Here is a 16219-nt window from a genome sequence, read left to right as displayed (position 1 = left end):
CCATGGCCTGGTGCGGCAGATCACTGAAATGACCGCGCAACTGACCGCGCTGGTTTCCCAGGTCAGTGATCAGGCCCAGCGTTCGGAACAGGCGATGGAGCGCCAGCGCCACGAGACCGACCAGGTGGCCACGGCGATCAACCAGATGTCCTCGGCGGCCCAGGAAGTGGCCCGTAGCGCCCAAGGTGCCGCGGTTGCCGCGCAGCAGACCGATGCCGAAGGCCAGACCGCCAAGCGGGTGGTCGATGGCAGCATCCAGCAGATCCATGCGCTGGTGCAGGACATTCGCCACAGCGGCACCTCCCTGGACAGCCTGCAGCAGGACGTGACTTCGATCGTCAGCGTGCTGGGGGTGATTCGTTCCATCGCCGAGCAGACCAACCTGCTGGCGCTCAACGCCGCCATCGAGGCGGCGCGGGCGGGTGAGGCCGGGCGTGGTTTCGCGGTGGTGGCCGATGAAGTACGGGCGCTGGCCAGCCGGACCCAGCAGAGTACCCAGGAAATCCAGGGCATGATCGACCGTCTGCAACAGGGCACGCAGGTGGCGGTTGAGGCCATGCGCCGTTCCAGCGAGGCTGGCGACGGCACCTCGGACCGGGCCAACGAGGCCGGTGCGTCGCTGGATACCATGGCGCAGCTGATCGGCACCATCAACACGATGAACGCGCAGATCGCCAGCGCCGCCGAGGAGCAGACCGCGGTGGCCGAAGAGATCAACCGCAGCGTGCACCAGATCGCCACGGCAGTGGACAGCGTGGCCGACGAAACCCAACGGGGTGCCCAGACCTCCCGCAGCCTGGCGGAACTGGGGCAGCGCCTGGGCAAGCAGGTGGGACAGTTCCGGATCTAAAAGCATCGCCGGCAAGCCGGCTCCCACAGGTTTTTCGGTCGTACACAAGACCCAGGTACGACGCGGACATTGTGGGAGCCGGCTTGCTGGCGATAGCGCCCGCCCAGGCGCCCGATGCCTATGAGGCCTCCACCAGATCCCGCATCAACAACCCAAACCGCAACTCCAGCTCATCCGGAACCGGCAGGTACACCGTGTGCCCATCCCCGGGCGCCACCTCGATCCGCTCGCCGCGCTCATTGCGCAGCTCATCCAGATCAAAATGCAGATTACCCCCCGGGGTCATCAGCTCCAGATGATCGCCAACCCCGAAGCGGTTCTTCACCTTGACCTGCGCCAGTCCCTCGCGACGTTCGCCGGTCAGTTCGCCGACAAACTGCTGGCGTTCCGAGACCGAACTGCCGTGCTGATAGTTCTGATACTCGTCATGCACATGTCGACGCAGGAAACCTTCGGTGTAACCGCGCTGGGCCAATGATTCGAGGTCATGCATCAGGTTGCGGTCGAACGCTCGCCCGGCCACTGCATCGTCAATGGCCCGGCGATAGACCTGGGTCGTTCGCGCACAGTAGAAATGCGATTTGGTCCGGCCTTCGATCTTCAGCGAATGCACGCCCATGCGGGTCAGACGCTCGACATGCTGCACGGCGCGCAGGTCCTTGGCGTTCATGATGTAGGTGCCGTGCTCGTCTTCGAAGGCCGGCATCGACTCGTCCGGTCGCTGGGACTCCTGGAGCAGGAACACCTGGTCGGTCGGCGCGCCCAGGCCCAGGGTCGGCTCGACGGGGTCGAACGCCTGGACAATCTCGCCCAACAGGTTTTCCGCCGCCGGCTGTGCCTTGTACTGCCAGCGGCAGGCATTGGTGCAACTGCCCTGGTTGGCGTCGCGGCGGTTCAAGTAGCCGGAGAGCAGGCAGCGCCCGGAGTAGGCCATGCACAGCGCGCCGTGGACGAACACCTCCAGCTCCATGTCCGGCACCTGCTCGCGGATTTCGCCGATCTCCTCCAGGGACAGCTCCCGGGAGAGGATGATCCGGCTCAAGCCCAGTTGCTGCCAGAACCGCACGCTGGCCCAGTTCACCGTATTGGCCTGCACCGACAGGTGAATCGGCATCTGCGGGAAATGCTCGCGCACCAGCATGATCAAGCCGGGGTCGGACATGATCAGCGCGTCCGGGGCCATGGCGATCACCGGTGCCAGGTCCTTGAGAAAGGTCTTGAGCTTGGCATTGTGCGGGGCGATGTTCACCACCACGTAGAAGCGCTTGCCCTGGGCCTGGGCTTCGCGAATGCCGAGGGCCAGGTTGACGTGGTCGAACTCGTTGTTGCGCACCCGCAGGCTGTAGCGCGGCTGGCCGGCGTAGACCGCATCGGCGCCGTAGGCGAAGGCGTAGCGCATGTTTTTCAGGGTGCCGGCGGGCGCCAGCAGTTCGGGGGAGGGGAGGGGCATGGTCGGATCGTTCGCAAAAGGTCGCGAGGCTAAGGCATCCGATCTTGCGCGATATTGACCTGGGTCTATGCCAGAAACAAAACACCCCGCCGGAGTTGCCTCGGGCGGGGTGTCGGGTACAACGGGCGGCTGCTTAGCTTGCCAGTACCGCGTGTTGCACCAGTTCCAGCAGCGGTTGCGGGTACAGGCCGAGGAAGAAGGCCAGTACCGCGATCGCCAGCAGCATCACGCCGCCAGCACGCTGTTCCCAGTGCAGCTGGGCATCGACACGACGCAGGTTCGGTTCGACCAGGTACAGGGTGACCATCACACGCAGGTAGTAGAACACGCCGATGGCACTGCCCAGTACCAGCGAACCGATCAGCCACCAGTGTTGCGACTCGACACCGGTCGCGATGATGTAGAACTTGCCGATGAAGCCGGCGGTCAGCGGGATACCGGCCAGGGACAGCATCATCACGGTCAGTACGGCGGTCAGGTACGGACGGCGCCAGAACAGGCCGCGGTACTCGTACAAGGCGTCCGCGTCACGGCCCTTGTAAGGCGAGGACATCAGGGTGATCACACCGAAGGCGCCGAGGCTGGTGATCACGTAGGTGACCAGGTACACGCCCATGGCTTCCATGGCCAGGCCCTTGCTCGCCACCAGGGCGATCAGCAGGTAGCCGAAGTGGGCGATGGACGAGTAACCCAGCAGACGCTTGAGGTTGTTCTGGGTCAGCGCCAGCAGGTTGCCCATCAGGATCGAGGCGATGGCGATCACTGCCAGCACATTGCTCAGTACGCCACTGCTGGCCACCGGCGAGAGCTGGAACAGGCGGATCATCACGGCGAAGACCGCGACCTTGCTGGCGGTGGCCAGGAAAGCCGCCACCGGCGCCGGGGCGCCTTCGTACACGTCCGGGGTCCAGAGGTGGAACGGCACCAGCGACAGCTTGAACGCCAGGCCCACCAGCATCATGCCCAGGCCCAGCTGGGCAATCGGGCTTGGCAGGCCGGTGGCCGCAAGGGCCTGGCCGATACCGCTGAAGCTCAGGGTGCCGGCTTCGGCGTAGAGCAGGGCCATGCCGAACAACAGGAAGGCGGAACCGGCGGCCGACAGCACCATGTACTTGATGCCGGCTTCCAGCGAACGCTTGTTGAAGAAGGCGTAGGCCACCAGGCCGTAGACCGGTACCGAGAGCAGCTCCAGGCCGATGAACAGGCTGGCCAGGTGCTGCGCGCTGACCAGGACCATGCCGCCGGCGGCGGCGGTCAGGATCAGCAGGTAGAGTTCTTCACGGTTGCCCGGGTAGCCGTCGCCGCCATCGCCCAGGTAGGCATGGGCGAGGGTGACGCACGCCAGGGTGGCGACCAGGATCAACGCCATGTACAGGCAGGAGAAGTCGTCGATCTGGATCAGCGCCGTCACCGCCAGTGGCGAGACTTTCAGCGCCGGCAGAATCGACAGCAGGGCCAGGTTGAGACCGGCCACCGAGAGTAGGAAGGTCTGTGAATGGTTGCGGCGCCAGGCGATCGCCAGCATCACCACGACAGCGGTGAGGCTGGTGATCAGCAGCGGAGCAAGCGCAATAAAGTGTTGAGTCGTCAGGTCCATAGCGCTCTTACCGGGCCGAAGCGAGTTGAGTGAAGGCGGTGCCGAACCACTGCTGCACGCCATGCATGGTGGCGGCGGAGGTATCGAGGAACGGTTGCGGGTAGACGCCGAGGTAAATCAGCAGCACCGCCAGTCCCAGCACCATGATCAGTTCGCGACCATCCATGCCATGCAGCACGGCATCGGATTTGGACGGGCCGAAGTAGGCACGGTGAATCATGATCAGCGAGTAGACCGAACCGAACACCAGGCCCGACGTGGCAATCGCGATGACCCACGGTGCCGCGGCGAAGGTACCGATCAGGATCAGGAACTCGCCGACGAAGTTACCGGTGCCCGGCAGGCCCAGCGACGCGGTGGCGAAGAACAGGCTGATGGCCGGCAGGTAGGCGATCTTCGACCACAGGCCACCCATCTCACGCATGTCGCGGGTATGGGTACGCTCGTAGAGCTGGCCGCTGAGGATAAAGAGTGCCGCCGCCGACAGGCCGTGGGCCAGCATCTGGATCACCGCGCCTTGCAGGGCCTGCTGGCTGCCGGAGTAGATCCCGATCAGCACGAAGCCCATGTGCGAAACGCTGGAGAAGGCGATCAGGCGCTTGATGTCGGTTTGTGCGAAGGCCAGGAACGCGCCGTAGAAAATCCCGATCAGACCCAGGGTCATGGCAAACGGCGCGAACGCCGCCGAAGCATTCGGGAACAGCGGCAGGGCGAAACGCAGCAGACCGTAGGCCGCGGTTTTCAGCAAGATACCGGCCAGGTCCACGGAACCGGCGGTCGGCGCCTGGGCGTGGGCATCCGGCAGCCAGGAGTGGAACGGCACCACCGGCAGTTTCACCGCGAAGGCGATGAAGAAGCCGGCCATCAGGATGTACTCGGTGCTCAGCGACATCTTGGTTTTCAACAGGTCGGCGTAGTTGAAGCTGATCACGCCGGTGCTGTTGAAGTGGACCAGGACCAGACCGAGGATCGCCACCAACATGATCAGGCCGGAAGCCTGGGTGAAGATGAAGAACTTGGTCGCCGCGTAGATCCGGGTTTTCTTGCCGTCCGAAGAACTGTGACCCCAGAGCGCGATGAGGAAGTACATCGGCACCAGCATCATTTCCCAGAAGAAGAAGAACATGAACAGGTCGAGGGCCAGGAACACGCCGACGACACCGCCCAGGATCCACATCAGGTTCAGGTGGAAGAAGCCCACCCGACGCTGGATCTCTTTCCACGAGCAGAGCACCGAGAGGACGCCCAGCAGGCCGGTCAGCAGGACCATCAGCAGCGACAGGCCGTCGAGGGCCAGGTGCACGTTGATGCCGAAGCGCTGGATCCAGACCTGCTTGAACTCGATCGCCCAGGTCGGATCGGCGCCGGGAGCCGGTGCCAGGTGGAATTCCCCGTGGGCCCACAGCCAGAGGCCGAGGGCGAGTTCGAGGGACATGGTCAGCAGCGCAATCCAGCGGGGGAGGGTGGCGCCGAAGCGCTCACCCAGCCAGCACAGCAGGCCGCCGATAAAGGGGATCAGGATTAGCCAAGGCAGAATCATGACGGGCTCAATTCCTTTCGCAATGTCGCAAGGTTCATAGTCAGACCGCTACCAGCACGATGGCGCCCAGCACCACGACTGCACCGGCGGCGAGCGACGCGGCATACCAACGCAGTTGACCGGTCTGGGTGCGGCTCAGGGCGGTGTTGCCGCCTTTGGCCATACGCGGGATCAGGCCGATGGTCTGGTCGAGCGGGTCTTTGCGCAGCATATGGATGATCGCCAGGTACGGCTTGACGAACAGCTTGTCGTAGATCCAGTCGAAGCCCCAGGCGGCGAACCACCAGGCCGACAGGACACGACCGATGCCGCTGTTGGCGACCGCGGTGGCGAAGCGACGCTTGCCGAGGAACAGCACGGCCGCCAGCAGGATACCGGCCAGGGCGATGGCACCCGAGGCGATTTCCAGGCTGTGCTTGGCTTCGCCGCCGGCATGACCGGCGCTTTCCGGCAGGACGCCCGCCAGTGGCGGATGAATCCAGGCACCGATGAAGGTCGACAGCACGATCAGCACGCTCAGCGGCAGCCAATGGGTAATCCCGTGGCCGGCGTGGGCTTCGGTCTTGGCTTCACCGTGGAAGGTGATGAAGATCAGGCGGAAGGTGTACAGCGAGGTCATGAACGCGCCCACCAGACCTGCATAGAGCAGATTCTGGTTACCGCTGGCGAAGGCTTCCCAGAGGATTTCGTCCTTGGAGTAGAAACCGGCGGTCACGATCGGCAGGGCGGCCAGGGCGGCGCCACCGACGATGAAGCTGGCGTAGGCCAATGGCAGTTTCTTCCACAGGCCGCCCATCTTGAAGATGTTCTGCTCGTGGTGGCAGGCCACGATCACCGCACCGGAGGCAAGGAACAGCAGGGCCTTGAAGAAGGCGTGGGTCATCAGGTGGAAGATCGCGCCTTCCCAGGCACCGACGCCCAGGGCCAGGAACATGTAGCCGATCTGGCTCATGGTCGAGTAGGCGAGGATCCGCTTGATGTCGGTCTGGACCAGGGCGGCGAAGCCGGCCAGGACCAGGGTCACGCCACCGACGATGCCGACCAGGTGCAGGATCTCCGGCGCCAGGGCGAACAGGCCGTGGGTACGGGCGATCAGGTAGACACCGGCGGTCACCATGGTCGCGGCGTGGATCAGTGCCGAAACCGGGGTAGGACCGGCCATGGCGTCCGCCAGCCAGGTCTGCAGCGGCAGCTGCGCGGACTTACCGACCGCGCCGCCCAGCAGCATCAGGGTCGCCAGGACGATCCAGAAGTCGCCGACCTTGAAGTGCTCGGGCGCCTTGACCAGCAGTTCCTGGATATTCAGCGTGCCCAGCTGCGTGAACAGGATGAACAGGCCGATGGCCATGAACACGTCGCCGACGCGGGTGACGATAAAGGCCTTGAGGGCGGCGTTACCGTTGTTGCGGTTGCCGTAGTAGAAACCGATCAACAGGTAGGAGCACAGGCCCACGCCTTCCCAGCCGAAGTACACGAACAACAGGTTATCGGCCAGTACCAGGAACAGCATGCTGGCGATAAACAGGTTGGTGTAGGCGAAGAAGCGCGAGTAACCGTCTTCACCGCGCATGTACCAGGAGGCGAACAGGTGGATCAGGAAACCCACGCCGACCACCACGCCGAGCATGGTGATCGACAGGCCGTCGACGTACAGGGCGAAGTTGGGGGCGAAGCCCTCCACCGACATCCACTGCCACAGCACCAGGGTGTAGTGGCCGCCCTCGGGCGGTGCGACGTTGAATTGCCAGATCAGGTAGGCGGCGACGATGGCCGACAGGCCGACGGAGCCGACCCCGATCAGGGCCGAGCCGTTTTCCGAGAGGCGTCCACGGGAGAACGCCAGCAGCAGGAAACCGATCAGGGGGAATACGAAAGTCAGAAAGATCATGTTCATCCGCGCATCTCACTGGCAGCGTCGATATCGAGCGTGTGGAAGCGGCGATACAGCTGCAGCAGGATCGCCAGGCCGATACTGGCCTCGGCGGCTGCCAGGCTGATCACCAGGATGAACATGACCTGTCCATCCGGTTGCGCCCAGCGTGCGCCCGCGACGATGAAGGCCAGTGCGGCGGCGTTCATCATCACTTCCAGGCTCATCAGCACGAAGAGGATGTTGCGGCGGACCATCAGGCCGATCAGGCCGAGGCAGAACAGGATGCCGGCGACAGCCAGGCCATGTTCCAAAGGGATAGCAGGCATGAGTTACTCCTTCGCCTCGTTGCGGCCCAAGTGGAATGCCGTGATGGCTGCGGCGAGCAGCAGCATCGAGGCAAGTTCGACCACCAGCAGGTACGGACCGAACAGGCTGATGCCCACGGTCTTGGGGCCCACGGTGGTTTGACCGATCGCGCCGCCGTTGCCGTGGCTGAACAGCACGTACAGCAGTTCGGCCAGCAGCAGGGCGGAGAGGATCACCGGCCCGATCCAGATCCCGGGCTTGAGCCAGTCGCGCTCTTGCAGCACCGAGGTCGGACCCAGGTTCAGCATCATCACCACGAACACGAACAGCACCATGATGGCACCGGCGTAGGCGATCACTTCCAGGGCGCCGGCAAAGGGTGCACCGAGGCTGAAGAACGTCATCGCCACGGAGAGCAGCGAGATAATCAGGTAGAGCAGGGCGTGCACAGGGTTGGTGTTGGTGATCACGCGCAGCGTGGCCAGAACAGCGACACCCGATGCGAAATAGAAAGCGAATTCCATCGTTCTTCCTTAAGGCAGCAAGCTCTTCACGTTGATCGGCTCGGCTTCGTTCTGGGCAGAGCCTTTCGGCTTCCCGGCAACCGCCATACCTGCAACACGATAGAAGTTGTAATCAGGGTTCTTGCCGGGGCCGGAGATCAGCAGATCTTCTTTCTCGTACACCAGGTCCTGACGTTTGAACTCGCCCATCTCGAAATCCGGTGTCAGCTGGATCGCGGTGGTCGGGCAGGCTTCCTCGCAGAGGCCGCAGAAAATGCAACGCGAGAAGTTGATGCGGAAGAACTCCGGGTACCAACGACCGTCGTCGGTCTCGGCTTTCTGCAGCGAGATGCAGCCCACCGGGCACGCCACGGCGCACAGGTTGCAGGCTACACAGCGCTCTTCGCCGTCGGGGTCGCGGGTCAGCACGATGCGACCGCGATAACGTGGCGGCAGGTACACCGCCTCTTCCGGGTATTGCAGGGTGTCGCGCTTGCGGAAGCCGTGGCCGAAAATCATCACCAGGCTTCGCAGCTGGGTACCGGTACCCTTAACGATGTCGCCAATATATTTGAACATGGGTCAAATCCTCACTGAACCGCGCCCGCAGGCGTGTTCAACAACACAATCGCAGCGGTCACCAGCATGTTGATCAGGGTCAGCGGCAGGCAGAATTTCCAGCTGAAGTCCATCACCTGGTCATACCGTGGGCGCGGGATGGAGGCGCGCAGCAGGATGAACATCATGATGAAGAACGCGGTCTTCAGGGCGAACCAGATGAACGACAGTTGCGGCAGGATGCCGAACGGACCGTGCCAGCCACCGAAGAACAGGGTGACCAGCAAGGCCGAGATCAGGATGATGCCGATGTACTCGCCGACGAAGAACATGCCCCATTTCATGCCGGCATATTCAATGTGGTAACCGTCGGCCAGTTCCTGTTCCGCTTCCGGCTGGTCGAAGGGGTGACGGTGAGTCACGGCCACGCCGGCGATGAAGAAGGTCAGGAAGCCGAAGATCTGCGGAATCACGAACCACAGGTGCTGGGCCTGGTAGTCGACGATGTCGCGCATGTTGAACGAGCCGACCTGGACCACGATGCCCATCAGCGACAGGCCCATGAACACTTCATAGGACACGGTCTGCGCCGAGGCGCGCAAGCTGCCCAGCAGGGCGTACTTGTTGGCGCTCGACCAACCGGCGAACAGCACCGCGTACACCGACAGACCGGCCATGGCGAAGAAGAACAGCAGGCCGATGTTCAGGTCCGCGACACCCCAGGTCGGGGTGATCGGGATGATCGAGAAGGCGATCAGCAGGGCGCTCATGGCCACCACCGGTGCCAGGGTGAAGATCACCTTGTCGGCGAACGGTGGCGTCCAGTCTTCCTTGAAGAACATCTTCAGCATGTCGGCGGCGATCTGGAACATGCCGAACGGGCCGACGCGGTTCGGACCGTAGCGGTCCTGCCACCAGCCCAGCAGGCGACGTTCGACGAAGCTCAGCAAGGCGCCGCAGACCACGACGGCCAGCAGCACCACGATGGCCTTGACGACCGAGAGGATCACGTCGATCACTTCAGGGGTGAACCAGGTCATTGAGCTGCCTCCTGCAGGCCGTCAACGGATTTACCGAAAAACGCCGGGGGAATGCCCGCCAGGCCGGCCGGCAAGGCCACCAGGCCAGCGCCCAGCTCGTCGTTGATTCGCAGCGGCAGACGCAGGGTGGTACCGGCTACGTTCAAGCTGAGCAGGGCACCGTCGTTGACGCCCAGGCGATCGGCTTCGGACTTGGCCAGCGACACGTAGGCTGCCGGGATGCGCTCTTGTACCGGCGCGGCCCTGGAAGAGTTCTCTTCGCTGCCGAACAGGTGGAAGAACGGCACGGCTTGCCAGGTGCCCTGGGCCGGGTTGAAGGCGCGCGGCACACTGGCGAACCAGTTCAGCGAGTCGCCCTGGCTTTCGATCAGGCGGGTGCCCGGGTCGCCGGCACGGATATGGCCACCGACTTCGTCCTGGAACTTGTTCCAGGCTTGCGGCGAGTTCCAGCCCGGCGACCAGGCGAATGGCACCTGCTGACGCGGTTCGGCGGAGCCCGAGTAACCTTCCATGGAGAAGGCGAACGCGGTGTCGACGTCCTGGGAGGTACGCGGTTCGTGCACGCTGATGTTGGCGCGCATGGCGGTACGGCCGGAGTAACGCAGCGGTTCGCGGGCCAGTTTCATGCCCTTGATGCGGAACGCGGCGGACGGTGCGGCGTCGACGATGCGGGCCAGTTGCGGAGTGCTGGAAGCGCAGGCCGCGGTGACGTGGTCCAGCTGGGTCCAGTCGATCGGCTGGTTCAGCAGGGTCGCGCGCAGGGCATGCAGCCAGCGCCAGCCTTCGTGAACCAGGATGCTGGCATCGAGGTACTTCGGATCGAAGACCTGGAAGAAGCGCTGGGCGCGGCCTTCCTGGCTGACCAGGGTGCCGTCGCCTTCAGCGAAGCTGGCAGCCGGCAGAACCAGCTGGGCGCGGTCGCTGGTGGCGGTTTTCTGGTGGTCGGCGACGATCAGCACTTTCGCGGCGTTCAGTGCGGCGTCGACCTTGGCTTTGTCGGTGCGGGTGTACAGATCGTTTTCCAGCACGACGATGGCGTCGGCCTTGCCGTCGATCACCGCTTGCAGGGCAGCGTCCACCGACTCGCCGCCGAACATGGCCAGGCCGAGGCTGTTGGCTTCCGGCACGATCAGGCTGATGGAGCCGTTCTTCTCGCGCAGCTTCAAGGCCTTGGCAATGTTGGCCGCCGCTTCGATCAGCGCCTTGGAACCCAGGGAGGTACCGGCGATGATCAGTGGGCGCTTGGCCGCGAGCAGGGCATTGGCGATACGCTGGGCCAGTTCCAGGGCTTCGGCGTCCAGGCCTTCGACGGCCGGTGCGCTGGCGTCGAGGGCATGAGCCACGGCGAAACCGAGGCGGGCCAGGTCGTCGGGCGCGGCGTGCACGCACTCTTCGGCGATGTCGTCGAGCTTGGTTTCAGCGAGGCTGGCGATGAACAGCGGGTTCAGCGCGTGCTGGCCGATGTTTTTTACCGCGGCGTCGAGCCAAGGCTGGACGCGCATGGCGTCGGCCATGTCCTCGGCCTTGCCCTTGACCGACTGGCGCAGGGCCAGGGCCATGCGGGCGGCGGTCTGGGTCAGGTCTTCACCGAGGACGAACACGGCGTCGTGGTCCTCGACCTCGCGCATGTTCGGCACCGGCAGCGGGCTGTCCTTGAGGACTTGCAGGACCAGGCGGATACGCTCCAGCTCAGCCGCTTCGATACCCGAGTAGAAGTGCTCGGCACCGACCAGCTCGCGCAGCGCGTGGTTGCTTTCCAGGCTGGCGCGGGGCGAACCGATACCAACGATGTTGCGACCGCGCAGCAGCTCGGCGGCTTTATCCAGCGCTTCGTCCAGGCTCAACTTGGCGCCATTGGCCAGCAGCGGCTGACGTGGACGGTCCTCGCGGTTGACGTAGCCATAGCCGAAACGGCCACGGTCGCAGAGGAAGTACTGGTTCACCGAACCGTTGTAGCGGTTTTCGATCCGGCGCAGTTCGCCGTAGCGCTCGCCCGGGCTGATGTTGCAACCGCTGGAGCAGCCATGGCAGATGCTCGGCGAGAACTGCATGTCCCACTTGCGGTTGTAGCGCTCGGAGTGGGTCTTGTCGGTGAACACACCGGTCGGGCAGACCTCGGTGAGGTTGCCGGAGAATTCGCTTTCCAGGGTGCCGTCTTCGACGCGACCGAAGTACACGTTGTCGTGGGCACCGAACACGCCGAGGTCAGTACCGCCGGCGTAGTCCTTATAGAAGCGCACGCAGCGATAGCAGGCGATGCAGCGGTTCATCTCGTGGGCGATGAACGGGCCGAGCTCCTGGTTCTGGTGGGTCCGCTTGGTGAAGCGATAACGGCGCTCGTTGTGGCCGGTCATCACGGTCATGTCTTGCAGGTGGCAGTGACCGCCTTCCTCGCAGACCGGGCAGTCGTGCGGGTGGTTGGTCATCAGCCATTCGACGACGCTGGCGCGGAACGCCTTGGACTCCTCGTCATCGATGGAGATCCAGGTGCCGTCGGAGGCCGGGGTCATGCAGGACATGACGATGCGACCACGGGTGTCGTTCTCGTCGTTGTACTGCTTGACCGCGCACTGGCGACAGGCACCGACGCTACCGAGCGCGGGGTGCCAGCAGAAATAAGGGATGTCGAGGCCTAGCGACAGACAAGCCTGTAACAGGTTGTCTGCCCCATCGACTTCGAGCGCTTTGCCGTCTACGTGGATAGTGGCCATGGTTCAAAGTTCTTCGTTGGCCCGCGTCTGCGGGCGTGGCTAATGGAATCCTGGTCCTCGCCTGGCGCATCGAAAGTGCGTCTTCAGGCGAGCAAGAGGGCGGCACGGACCGCCCTCCCTTTCGATACGTTATGCGCCGACTACGATCGGCCGTGCCAAAGGCGGGACGGCAGCACTTTTGGGTGCGATGCCGGCCTCGAACTCCGGACGGAAATACTTGATGGCGCTGCCCAGTGGCTCGACGGCACCCGGTGCGTGGGCACAGAAGGTCTTGCCCGGGCCGAGGAAACCGACCAGACCCAGCAGGGTCTCGATGTCGCCGGCCTGGCCTTCGCCGTTTTCCAGCGCGCGCAGCAGCTTGACGCTCCACGGCAGGCCATCGCGGCAAGGGGTGCAGAAACCGCACGACTCACGGGCGAAGAACTCTTCCATGTTGCGCAGCAGCGAGACCATGTTGACGCTGTCGTCCACCGCCATGGCCAGGCCCGTACCCATACGGGTGCCGACCTTGCCGATGCCACCGGCGTACATTTGCGCGTCCAGGTGCTCCGGCAGGAGGAAGCCGGTACCGGCGCCGCCTGGCTGCCAGCACTTGAGCTTGAAGCCATCGCGCATGCCGCCGGCGTAGTCTTCGAACAGCTCGCGAGCGGTGATGCCGAACGGCAGTTCCCACAGGCCGGGATTCTTCACCTTGCCGGAGAAGCCCATCAGCTTGGTGCCGTGGTCTTCGCTGCCTTCGCGGGCGAGGGCTTTGTACCAGTCGACGCCGTTGCCGATGATCGCCGGCACGTTGCACAGGGTCTCGACGTTGTTCACGCAGGTCGGCTTGCCCCAGACGCCGACGGCGGCGGGGAAGGGCGGCTTGGAGCGCGGGTTGGCGCGGCGGCCTTCGAGGGAGTTGATCAGAGCGGTTTCTTCACCGCAGATATAACGCCCGGCGCCGGTGTGGACGAACAGCTCGAAGTCGAAGCCGCTGCCGAGGATGTTCTTGCCCAGCAGGCCCGCTGCCTTGGCTTCTTCCACCGCACGGTTGAGGTGCTTGGCGGCGGTGACGTATTCGCCGCGCAGGAAGATGTAGCCACGGTAGGTTTTCAGCGCGCGGGCGCTGATCAGCATGCCTTCGATCAGTTGATGGGGCAGTTGCTCCATCAGCATGCGGTCTTTCCAGGTGTTGGGCTCCATTTCATCCGCGTTGCACAGCAGGTAGCGGATGTTCATGGATTCGTCTTTGGGCATCAGGCCCCACTTCACCCCGGTGGGGAAGCCTGCACCGCCGCGACCCTTGAGGCCGGAGTCCTTCACGGTCTGGACGATATCGTCCGCGGCCATGTCGGCGAACGCCTTGCGGGCGGCGGCATAGCCGTTCTTGGCCTGGTACTCGTCGAGCCACACGGGCTCGGCGTCGTCACGCAGGCGCCAGGTCAGCGGATGGGTTTCCGCCGAGCGCGCGATGCGGTTGGCAGGGCCGAAGGAAGTCAGGGTCATACGTAGCCCTCCAGCAGTTTGGCAACGCCGGCCGGCTGGACGTCGCCGAAGGTGTCGTCATCGATCATCAGCGCCGGGGCCTTGTCGCAGTTGCCGAGGCAGCAGACGGGCAGCAGGGTGAAGCGACCGTCGGCGGTGGTCTGACCCAGGCCGATGCCGAGCTTGCTCTGGATTTCGCCGACCACCGACTCGTGGCCGCCGATGTAGCAGACCATGCTGTCGCAGACGCGAATGATGTGACGACCCACCGGCTGGCGGAAGATCTGGCTGTAGAAGGTCGCAACGCCTTCGACGTCGCTGGCCGGAATGCCGAGGATCTCGCCGATGGCGTAGAGCGCGCCGTCAGGCACCCAGCCACGTTCCTTCTGGACGATCTTCAGGGCTTCGATGGACGCCGCGCGCGGGTCTTCGTAGTGATGCAGCTCGTGCTCGATGGCCGAGCGCTCGGTTTCGCTCAGGGCGAAACGGTCTGTCTGGATAAGCGGGCTGTTCATGCTTAGCGGTCCACGTCGGCCATAACGAAGTCGATACTACCCAGGTACGCGATCAAGTCCGCGACCATGCTGCCTCGGATCACCGAAGGGATCTGTTGCAGGTGCGGGAAGCTCGGGGTGCGGATCCGGGTACGGTAGCTCATGGTGCCGCCGTCGCTCGTCAGGTAATAACTGTTGATGCCCTTGGTCGCTTCGATCATCTGGAAGGATTCGTTGGCCGGCATGACCGGGCCCCACGAAACTTGCAGGAAGTGCGTGATCAGGGTCTCGATGTGCTGCAGTGTGCGCTCTTTCGGCGGCGGCGTGGTCAGCGGGTGGTCCGCCTTGTACGGGCCTTCCGGCATGTTGCGCAGGCACTGGTCGATGATCTTGATGCTCTGGCGCATTTCTTCGACGCGAACCATGCAGCGGTCATAGGCGTCGCCGTTGGCCGCCAGCGGGACTTCGAACTCGAAGTTCTCGTAGCCGGAGTACGGACGGGCCTTGCGCAGGTCGAAATCGCAACCGGTGGAACGCAGGCCGGAACCGGTGACGCCCCATTCCAGGGCTTCCTTGGTGTTGTAGGCGGCGACACCGATGGTCCGGCCCCTGAGAATGCTGTTCTGCAGGGCGGCCTTGGTGTACTCGTCGAGGCGCTTGGGCAGCCAGTCGACGAACTCCTTGACCAGCTTGTCCCAGCCGCGCGGCAGGTCGTGGGCGACGCCGCCGATGCGGTACCAGGCCGGGTGCAGGCGGAAGCCGGTGATGGCCTCGATCACCTTGTAGGCGCGCTGGCGGTCGGTGAAGGTGAAGAACACCGGGGTCATGGCGCCGACGTCCTGGATATAGGTACCCAGGAACAGCAGGTGGCTGGTGATCCGGAAGAACTCGGCCAGCATGATGCGGATGGTGTCGACCCGGTCCGGCACCTTGATGCCGGCCAGCTTCTCGACCGCGAGCACGTACGGCAGGTTGTTCATCACCCCGCCGAGGTAGTCGATACGGTCGGTGTAGGGGATGAAGCTGTGCCAGGACTGGCGCTCGGCCATTTTCTCGGCACCGCGGTGGTGGTAGCCGATGTCCGGGACGCAGTCGACGATCTCTTCGCCGTCCAGCTGCAGGACGATACGGAAGGCACCGTGGGCCGAAGGGTGGTTCGGACCCAGGTTGAGGAACATGTAGTCCTCGTTGCTGCCGGAACGCTTCATGCCCCAATCTTCCGGACGGAAGCGCGCGGCCTCTTCCTCGAGCTGCTGCTTGGCCAGGGTCAGGCTGTACGGATCGAATTCGGTGGCGCGGGCCGGGTAGTCCTTGCGCAGCGGGTGACCTTCCCAGGTCGGCGGCATCATGATGCGCGACAGGTGCGGGTGACCTGTGAAGTCGATGCCGAACATGTCCCAGACTTCACGTTCGTTCCAGTTGGCGTTCGGCCAGATGCCGGTGACGCTCGGCAAGCTGAGGTCGCTCTCGGACAAGGCGACCTTGATCATTACGTCACTATTACGCTCGATCGAGAGCAGGTGATAGAAGACGCTGAAATCGGCGCTCGGCAGGCCCTGGCGCTTGGTGCGCAGACGCTCGTCCACGCCGTGCAGGTCATAGAGCATGACGTACGGCTTGGGCAGGTTGCGCAGGAAGGTCAGGACTTCGACGAGCTTGGCCCGGGTCACCCACAGCACCGGCATGCCGGTGCGGGTGGCCTGGGCGGTAAAGGCCTCGGGGCCGAAACGGTTGTTCAGTTCGACGACCACATCCTGGTCGTCAGCCTTGTAAGGCGGGATGTACAGAGCACTGCCTGTAGTCATGGTTTCTTATCGCTTTCGGTCAACGTAA

At 63.9% G+C, this 16219-nt stretch carries 13 protein-coding genes; 1 reads left to right on the top strand and 12 read right to left on the bottom strand.

Annotated features, from left to right (window positions below):
- Positions 1-850 (top strand): methyl-accepting chemotaxis protein (locus UCMB321_RS17960; protein WP_040069347.1); only part of this gene is annotated, 850 nt, incomplete at its 5' end.
- Between the two features lie 118 nt (positions 851-968).
- Here the strand turns inward: UCMB321_RS17960 and trhP are convergent.
- The 12 genes from trhP to nuoC form a co-directional block, all read right to left on the bottom strand.
- Positions 969-2300, bottom strand: coding sequence for a prephenate-dependent tRNA uridine(34) hydroxylase TrhP (gene trhP, locus UCMB321_RS17955; RefSeq protein ID WP_040069344.1), 1332 nt, complete (start codon positions 2298-2300; stop codon positions 969-971).
- A gap of 133 nt (positions 2301-2433) precedes the next feature.
- Positions 2434-3897, bottom strand: coding sequence for an NADH-quinone oxidoreductase subunit NuoN (gene nuoN, locus UCMB321_RS17950; protein WP_040069342.1), 1464 nt, complete (start codon positions 3895-3897; stop codon positions 2434-2436).
- Positions 3898-3904: 7 nt separating this feature from the next.
- Entirely contained in the window at positions 3905-5437 is a 1533-nt protein-coding gene (nuoM, locus tag UCMB321_RS17945) for an NADH-quinone oxidoreductase subunit M (protein ID WP_040069340.1), read from the bottom strand.
- A 40-nt stretch (positions 5438-5477) separates the two neighbouring features.
- Positions 5478-7331: an NADH-quinone oxidoreductase subunit L gene (nuoL, locus tag UCMB321_RS17940; protein WP_040069339.1), complete on the bottom strand. Its 1854-nt coding sequence runs from the start codon at positions 7329-7331 to the stop codon at positions 5478-5480.
- Positions 7328-7636, bottom strand: coding sequence for an NADH-quinone oxidoreductase subunit NuoK (gene nuoK, locus UCMB321_RS17935; RefSeq protein WP_040069337.1), 309 nt, complete (start codon positions 7634-7636; stop codon positions 7328-7330). Before nuoK ends, nuoL begins: the two co-directional genes overlap by 4 nt.
- A 3-nt stretch (positions 7637-7639) precedes the next feature.
- Positions 7640-8140, bottom strand: coding sequence for an NADH-quinone oxidoreductase subunit J (gene nuoJ / locus UCMB321_RS17930; protein ID WP_040069334.1), 501 nt, complete (start codon positions 8138-8140; stop codon positions 7640-7642).
- Positions 8141-8149: 9 nt separating this feature from the next.
- Positions 8150-8698: an NADH-quinone oxidoreductase subunit NuoI gene (gene nuoI / locus UCMB321_RS17925; RefSeq protein WP_040069332.1), complete on the bottom strand. Its 549-nt coding sequence runs from the start codon at positions 8696-8698 to the stop codon at positions 8150-8152.
- Between the two features lie 11 nt (positions 8699-8709).
- Positions 8710-9717 (bottom strand): NADH-quinone oxidoreductase subunit NuoH, encoded by a 1008-nt coding sequence (gene nuoH / locus UCMB321_RS17920; RefSeq protein ID WP_040069330.1) that lies wholly within the window; start codon positions 9715-9717, stop codon positions 8710-8712.
- Positions 9714-12428, bottom strand: a complete 2715-nt coding sequence (gene nuoG, locus UCMB321_RS17915; protein ID WP_040069328.1) for an NADH-quinone oxidoreductase subunit NuoG — start codon at positions 12426-12428, stop codon at positions 9714-9716. The genes nuoH and nuoG overlap by 4 nt, the downstream gene beginning before the upstream one ends.
- A gap of 129 nt (positions 12429-12557) precedes the next feature.
- On the bottom strand, positions 12558-13913 hold the full coding sequence (gene nuoF / locus UCMB321_RS17910; protein WP_040069327.1) for an NADH-quinone oxidoreductase subunit NuoF: 1356 nt from the start codon (positions 13911-13913) through the stop codon (positions 12558-12560).
- The gene (gene nuoE / locus UCMB321_RS17905; RefSeq protein WP_040069325.1) at positions 13910-14407 is read right to left on the bottom strand and encodes an NADH-quinone oxidoreductase subunit NuoE; all 498 of its coding nucleotides are present in this window, start codon (positions 14405-14407) and stop codon (positions 13910-13912) included. Before nuoE ends, nuoF begins: the two co-directional genes overlap by 4 nt.
- 2 nt (positions 14408-14409) lie before the next feature.
- The gene (gene nuoC, locus UCMB321_RS17900) at positions 14410-16191 is read right to left on the bottom strand and encodes an NADH-quinone oxidoreductase subunit C/D (RefSeq protein WP_040069322.1); all 1782 of its coding nucleotides are present in this window, start codon (positions 16189-16191) and stop codon (positions 14410-14412) included.
- Between the last annotated feature and the right edge of the window lie 28 nt (positions 16192-16219).

The organism is Pseudomonas batumici, from assembly GCF_000820515.1.
GTDB lineage: Bacteria > Pseudomonadota > Gammaproteobacteria > Pseudomonadales > Pseudomonadaceae > Aquipseudomonas > Aquipseudomonas batumici.
The sequence above is the reverse complement of the archived record's forward strand: the minus strand, read 5'-3'. Positions and strand labels throughout refer to the sequence as shown.

Excerpts from the sequence above, each read along its gene's own strand:
- trhP (WP_040069344.1), bottom strand. The coding sequence starts at position 2,300 with ATGCCCCTCCCCTCCCCCGAACTGCTGGCGCCCGCCGGCACCCTGAAA.
- nuoN (WP_040069342.1), bottom strand. The coding sequence starts at position 3,897 with ATGGACCTGACGACTCAACACTTTATTGCGCTTGCTCCGCTGCTGATC.
- nuoM (WP_040069340.1), bottom strand. The coding sequence starts at position 5,437 with ATGATTCTGCCTTGGCTAATCCTGATCCCCTTTATCGGCGGCCTGCTG.
- nuoL (WP_040069339.1), bottom strand. The coding sequence starts at position 7,331 with ATGAACATGATCTTTCTGACTTTCGTATTCCCCCTGATCGGTTTCCTG.
- nuoK (WP_040069337.1), bottom strand. The coding sequence starts at position 7,636 with ATGCCTGCTATCCCTTTGGAACATGGCCTGGCTGTCGCCGGCATCCTG.
- nuoJ (WP_040069334.1), bottom strand. The coding sequence starts at position 8,140 with ATGGAATTCGCTTTCTATTTCGCATCGGGTGTCGCTGTTCTGGCCACG.
- nuoI (WP_040069332.1), bottom strand. The coding sequence starts at position 8,698 with ATGTTCAAATATATTGGCGACATCGTTAAGGGTACCGGTACCCAGCTG.
- nuoH (WP_040069330.1), bottom strand. The coding sequence starts at position 9,717 with ATGACCTGGTTCACCCCTGAAGTGATCGACGTGATCCTCTCGGTCGTC.
- nuoG (WP_040069328.1), bottom strand. The coding sequence starts at position 12,428 with ATGGCCACTATCCACGTAGACGGCAAAGCGCTCGAAGTCGATGGGGCA.
- nuoF (WP_040069327.1), bottom strand. The coding sequence starts at position 13,913 with ATGACCCTGACTTCCTTCGGCCCTGCCAACCGCATCGCGCGCTCGGCG.
- nuoE (WP_040069325.1), bottom strand. The coding sequence starts at position 14,407 with ATGAACAGCCCGCTTATCCAGACAGACCGTTTCGCCCTGAGCGAAACC.
- nuoC (WP_040069322.1), bottom strand. The coding sequence starts at position 16,191 with ATGACTACAGGCAGTGCTCTGTACATCCCGCCTTACAAGGCTGACGAC.